Raw genomic sequence first — 6,929 nt, 5'->3', positions numbered from 1 at the left:
GGCGCGGTCGGGGTCGAGCGGGCGCAGGCCGAGGCGGCCGAGCCCGGCCAGCTCCCCGGCGGCGTGCGCCATGCCCGTCCCCGCCCAGGGGCCCCAGGCGACCGCGGTGGCGGCGCGACCGCGGGCGCGGCGGGCCTGGGCGATGGCGTGCAGGGCGGCGTTCGCTGCGGAGTAGGCGCCCTGCTGCCCGCTGCCCCACACCCCCGCGATGGAGGAGAACAGGACGAACGCGTCGACGTCACCGACCAGTTCGTCGAGCAGGCGCGCTCCGGTGACCTTGGCGTCGAGCACGTCCGCCAGCTCCGCCGGGTCGAGGGCGACCACCGGGGTGCGCGGGCCGCCCACACCCGCGGCGTGGATGACCACGGTCGGGGCGTGCTCGGCCACGACGGCGTGGAGGGCGGCGCGGTCGGTCACGTCGCAGGCGACGGTGATGACCTCGGCCGCGGTGTCGAGCTCCGGCGCCGGGCCGCCGGTGCGGCTGAGCAGCACGACCTTGGCCGCGCCGGGCAGGTTCCCGGCGACGGCGAGGCCGAGACCGCCGGTGCCGCCGGTGATCAGCACGGTGGCGCCGTCGAGGACGGCCCGGCCGCGCGGTCGGGGGGCGGCGACGAGGCGCTGGGCGAGGATCGTCCCGCGCAGGGCGATCTGGTCCTCACCGGAGGCCATCGCGGCGCGCAGCCGCTCGGGGTGGGGCTCGCCGGGGGTGTCGGGGAGGTCGATCAGGCCACCCCAGCGGTCGGGGTGCTCCAGGGCCACGACGCGGCCGAGGCCCCAGATGGCGGCCTGGTCAGGGTCCGGGATCTCGTCGCCGACCGCGACGGCGCCCCGGGTCAGGCACCACACGCGGCTGCCCCCGGGGACCTCGCGCAGGGCGGCGAGCAGGTCAGCGGGGGTCTTGCCCGCCAGGTCGAGCACGGTCGCGCCCGGCTCGGCGGCCGTGGCGTCGGCGGCGATCTCCTGCCACACGGGCACGTGGCGCCAGGGGTTGTCGGTGGTCTGGGTGGTGGTGGGCCAGTAGCGGTCGCGCTGGAAGGCGTAGGTCGGCAGGTCGACGGCGCGCGCCCCGGGGTACACGGCTGCCCAGTCGATGGCCACGCCGCCCGCCCACAGCGCCGCGAGACCCCGGGTCAGCGACTCGACCTCGTCGGTGTCCTTGCGCTGCAAGGCGATCATGCCGTCGACGAACGGCAGCAGCGCCGCCTCGGGCCCGACCTCGACCACGTGCGCGGCGTCGAGCCGGGCGGCCCCCTCCGCGAAGCGGACGGTGGCGCGCACGTTGTCGGACCAGTACTCCGCCGCGGCCGGGTCGTGCTCCCCGGCGACGCCGACGAACTCGATCCCCGCCGCGGCGCGCGGGGTCGCGGCGACGGCCTCGGCGAAGGGGGCCAGCACCTGGTCCATGTGCGCGGAGTGGAAGGCGTGGCTGACCCGCAGCAGCGCAGCCCTGGTGCCGCGGACCCGGCAGTCCTCGACCAGCTCCCGCACCGCCTCGGCGTCCCCGGAGACGACGACGGAGCCGGGGCCGTTGACGGCCGCCACCTCCACCCCCGCGGGCAGGCGCAGGTCCTGCTCGGCGGAGCCGATCGCCGCCATGGCGCCGGGCCGCTCGACCGCGCCCATGAGCTCGCCGCGGCGGACCACGAGCCGCGCGGCGTCCTCCAGCGCGAACACGCCCGCGGCCCACGCGGCGGCGAACTCGCCCACCGAGTGCCCGATCACCACGTCGGGTCGCACGCCCCAGGACTCGAGCAGCCGCACCACCGCGACCTCGAAGGCGAAGATCGCGGGCTGGGCGAAGCGGGTGTCGTCCAGCCGCTCCCCGCCCAGCACCGCGGCCCGGACCTCGGCCGGGAACAGCGCCAGCACCTCGTCCCACGCGGCGGCGAAGGCGGGGAAGCGCGCGGCCAGCCCGGCGCCCATGCCCGCGCGCTGCGAACCCTGCCCGGTGAACGCGAACGCGACGCGGCCCGGCTTGGCGGTGGTCACGCCGCGCGCGGCGCGCAGCCGCTCGACGGCCTGGTCGGTGGACCCGGCCACGACGGCGATCCGGTGGTCGAACGCGGCGCGGGCGGTGCCCAGGGACAGCGCGACGTCCGCGAGGGAGGCCCCGGGGTGGGTCGCGAGGAAGTCCGCGAGCCTGTCCGCCTGGGCCCGCGCGGCAGCGGCACCGCGCCCGGAGACGGCCAGGGCGACCGGGCCCGGCTCGGCGGCGGGCGGGACCGGGTCCGCCGCCTGTTCGGCGGCCTGCTCGACGACGACGTGGGCGTTGGTGCCGCTGAAGCCGAAGGAGGACACGCCGATCCGCCACGGCCGCGCAGGCTCCGGCAGCGGCTCGGCCTCGGTGAGCACGGCCAGGCCGCGCCAGTCGACGTGGCCGGACGGGGTGGCGGCGTGCAGGGTCGCGGGCAGGACGCCGTGGCGCAGGGCGAGCACGGACTTGATCACCCCGACGACCCCGGCCGCGGCCTGGGTGTGGCCGATGTTGGACTTGACCGAGCCCAGCAGCAGGGGCCGCTCGCGGTCGGCGCCGTAGACCGCGCCCAGCGCCCCCGCCTCGATCGGGTCCCCGAGCCGGGTCCCGGTGCCGTGCCCCTCCACAGCGTCCACATCGGATGGCGTGAGGCCCGCGTCGGCCAGCGCCGCGCGCAGGACCCGCTGCTGCGCGGGCCCGTTGGGGGCGGTGAGGCCATTGGAGGCGCCATCGGAGTTGACCGCGCTGCCGCGCACGACGGCGAGGACGGGGTGTCCGTTGCGGCGGGCGTCGGAGAGGCGTTCGAGCACCAGGACGCCCGCACCCTCACCCCAGCCGGTGCCGTCGGCGCCCTCGGCGTAGGCCTTGCAGCGGCCATCGGCCGCCAGCCCGCGCTGGCGGGCGAACTCCGTGAACGCCATGGGCGTCGCCATCACCGTGACACCGCCCGCCAGCGCCAGCGAGCACTCCCCCGCCCGCAGCGCCCGCACCGCGAGGTGCAGCGCGACCAGGGAGGACGAGCACGCGGTGTCCACGGTCAGCGACGGGCCCTCCAGGCCCAGCGCGTAGGAGACGCGGCCGGACAGCACGCTGGCCGCGCTGCCGGTGCCCAGGTAGCCGTCGGGGCGGTCGACCGCGCCCGCCACGACCGCCGAGTAGTCCTGCCCGTTGGTGCCCGCGAACACGGCGGTGTCGCTGCCGCGCAGCCCGGTCGGGTCGACGCCCGCGCGTTCCAGGGCCTCCCACACGACCTCCAGCAGCACGCGCTGCTGCGGGTCCATCGCGGTGGCCTCGCGCGGGGAGATGCCGAAGAACCCGGCGTCGAAGGCCGCGGCGTCGGCGAGGAAGGCGCCCTCGGCGACGTAGGTGGTGCCCGGCTTGTCGGGGTCCGGGTCGACCAGGGCGGCCAGGTCCCAGCCCCGGTCGTCGGGGAACGGGCCCACGGCGTCGCCACCCGCGCGCAGCAGGTCCCACAGCGACTCGGGGCTGTCGACGCCACCGGGGAAGCGGCAGCCCATGCCGACCACGGCGATCGGGTCGTCGGCGCTCGCCGCGACGGCGACGGTGGTGGTGGTCCCGGCACCGGTCAGCTCGGTGAGCAGGTGCGCGACCAGCGCGTCCGGGGTGGGGTGGTCGAACACGACGGTGGCGGGCAGGCGCAGGCCGGTGGCCGCGGCCAGGGCGTCGCGCAGCTCCACGGCGGTCAGCGAGTCGAAGCCGAGGTCGCGGAACGGGCGGGTGCGGTCGACGGCGTCGGCGCCGGTGTGGCCGAGGACGGCGGCGACGCGGTCGAGCACCACGCCCGCGAGCTGGTCGGGGGCGACGGTGGCGACCTCGGGGGCCCGCACGGTCTCGACCGGGCGCGCGGCGGGGACGCCCGCCAGCAGCGGGCTGGGGCGGCGGGCGGTGAAGGCCGGGGCGAAGCGGGCCCAGTCGACGTCGGCCACCGCGACGCAGGTGTCGCCCGCGGCCAGCGCCGCGCCCAGCGCGTCGAGCGCGGTGGCCGGGGCCAGCGGGCGCAGGCCCCGGCGGACGAGCTCGTCGCCGGTCTCCCCGGTGGCCATGCCCGCCTCGGCCCACGGGCCCCAGGCGATCGACAGCGCGGTCTCGCCGCGGGCACGCCTGCGCCCGGCGAGGTCGTCGAGCGCGGCGTTGGCGGTGGCGTACGCGCCGAGCCCGCCGCTGCCCCACACGCCCGCGATGGAGGAGAACAGCACGAACGCGCTGAGCCCGCCGGTCAACTCGTCGAGCAGCAGCGCGCCGCCGACCTTGGCGGCGTGCACGGCCCGCAGGTCCTCGGCGGTGGTCTCGGCCAGCGGCCGGGTGAGCACGGCGCCCGCGGTGTGGAACACCGAGTCCACGGGGTGAGCGGCGAGCAGGGCGGCGACCCGGTCGCGGTCGGCCACGTCGCAGGCGACGACGGCGACGCGCGCCCCGCGCCCCGCCAGGGCGGCGCGCAGCTCGTCCGCGCCCGGCGCGTCGGGGCCGCGCCTGCTGACCAGGACGAGGTCGGTCGCGCCGCGGTCGACGGCCCAGTGCGCGACGCGGGCACCCAGGCCGCCGGTGCCGCCGGTGATCAGCACCGGGCCCGCGGGGGTCCAGTCCTCGCCGGGGCGCGCGGGCACGGGAGTCAGCCTGCGCAGCCGCGGACCGGACTCGTCGACGCGGATCGCGTCCTCGGCACCGCCGATGACCGCGCGCAGGTGGGCGGAGTCGCCTTCCTGCTCCACGCAACCGCCCCACAGGCCGGGGTGCTCCAGGGCGGCGACGCGGCCGAGGGCGGCGATGGCGGCGGCCTCCGGCCCCTCGGCCAGGCACCACAGCCGCACGTCGCGACCGAGGGCGCGCTGGAGGCGGTCGAGCGCTTCGGCGGCGGTGGCGGGCCGGAACACGGCGATCGCGCCGTCCGGCAGTTCCGCCACGGTATCGAGGCCGTCGACCTCGGTGTCCCAGGCGACCGTCCCGGGCGGGAACGCCGCGGCGCGGTCGAGGACGGCGGGCGCCCAGGTGACCCGGTAGCGCAGGGCGTCGAGGTCGGACCCGGCGGCCGGGGCGGGGCCGTCGAGCCAGAAGCGGGTGCGCTGGAAGGCGTAGGTGGGCACGGCGACCGTGCGGGCTCCGGCGTGGAAGGCGGCCCAGTCGACAGCCTGCCCGGTGACGTGCAGGCGGGCCAGGGCCTCCAGGGCGGCGCGCTGCTCGTCGCGGTCCTTCTTCTGCGCCGGGACGCACCCGTCGACCAGCGGGGTGAGCGCGGCGTCGGGCCCGACCTCCAGGGCGCGAACCGCGCCGAGGCGGCGCACGCCCTCGGCGAAGCGGACCGGGTTGCGCACGTTGTCGACCCAGTAGGCGGCGTCCTCGGGGTCGCGCTCGCCCGCGACGGGGATGAAGTCGATGGTGCGGGGGTGGCGCTCGACGGTGCCGACGAAGGCGGCGAAGCCGGGCAGCACCTCGTCCACGTGCGCGGAGTGGAACGCGTGGCTGACGTCGAGCAGCGTCGCCCGCACCCCCTCCGACCGGTGGCGCTCGACGAGCGCGCGCACCGCGTCGGCGTCGCCGGAGACGACCACGGAGCCCTCGGCGTTGACCGCGCCGACCTCCACGCCCGCGGGCAGGTCCACCTCGGACTCCGGCAGGGCCACGGCGGCCATCGCGCCGCGCGCGGCGACCGCGCCCATCCGCGCGCCGCGGTCGACGACGAGGCGGGCGGCGTCCTCCAGGGTGAAGATCCCGGCCACGTGCGCGGCGGCGACCTCACCGACCGAGTGGCCGATGACCACGTCCGGGACCACGCCCCACGAGGCGAACAGCCGGGTGAGCGCGACCTCGAAGGCGAAGATCGCGGGCTGGGCGAACTCGGTGTCGCCCAGGCGCGGGCCGCCCTGCTCGACCACTTCGCGCACCGGCGCGGGGAACAGCGCCAGCACCTCGCGCCACGCCTCGGCGAACGCGGGGAACGCGGCGGCCAGGCCCGCGCCCATACCCGCGCGCTGCGAGCCCTGCCCGGTGAACACGAACGCCGTGCCACCGCCGACGACGGTCCCGGTGACCACGTCGGACGAGGTGTTCCCGGCTGCCAGCGCGCGCAGCGCCGAGGGGTGCGCGTCCAGCACGACGGCCCGCTGGGCCAGCGCGGCGCGGGCGGTGCCGAGCGTGAAGGCGACGTCGGCGGCGGCGTGCTCGTCGGCGACCTCGGCCAGCCGCGCGGCCTGCTGCCGCAGCGCCTGCCGCGTGTGCCCGCTCAGCGGCCACAGCACCGGGCCGGAGTGCGTGCCCGCCTGCTGCTCGACCGCGGGCGGTTCCTCGATGATCGCGTGCGCATTGGTGCCGCTGACGCCGAAGGAGGACACCCCCGCCCGGCGGACGCGGTCGCCCGTGGGCCACTCGGCGGGCTCGGTGAGCAGGGAGACCGCGCCGGAGGCCCAGTCGACGTGCGGGCTGGGGGTCTGCGCGTGCAGCGTCCTGGGCAGCACGCCGTGCCGCATGGCCTCGACGACCTTGATGATCCCGGCGACGCCCGCGGCGGCCTGGGTGTGGCCGATGTTCGACTTGATCGACCCGAGCCGCAGCGGGGTCGCGCGGTCCTGGCCGTAGGTGTCGAGCAGGGCTTGGGCCTCGATCGGGTCGCCCAGGACGGTACCGGTGCCGTGCGCCTCCACCGCGTCCACATCGGACGCGGTGAGCCCGGCGTCGGCCAGGGCGGCGCGGATGACCGCGCGCTGGGCGGGGCCGCTCGGGGCGGTGAGGCCGTTGGACGCGCCGTCGGAGTTCACCGCCGTGCCGCGCACCACCGCCAGCACCGGGTGGCCGTTGGCGAGGGCGTCGGACAGCTTCTCCAGCAGCAGGAAACCGGCGCCCTCGGCCCAGCCGGTGCCGTCCGCGCCCGCGCCGAAGGACTTGCACCGGCCGTCGGCGGCCAGGCCCTGCTGGCGGGAGAAGTCGAGGAAGACCTGCGGGC

Annotated in this window: 1 protein-coding gene; it reads right to left on the bottom strand. The window is 77.9% G+C overall.

Annotated features, from left to right (window positions below):
- On the bottom strand, positions 1-6,929 hold a 6,929-nt coding region (locus L6E12_RS33160; protein WP_236231870.1), incomplete at both ends, for a type I polyketide synthase.

It is taken from the genome of Actinokineospora sp. PR83 (assembly GCF_021056305.1).
Classification (GTDB): domain Bacteria; phylum Actinomycetota; class Actinomycetes; order Mycobacteriales; family Pseudonocardiaceae; genus Actinokineospora; species Actinokineospora spheciospongiae.
This window is presented reverse-complemented; position numbering and strand designations above follow the sequence as displayed.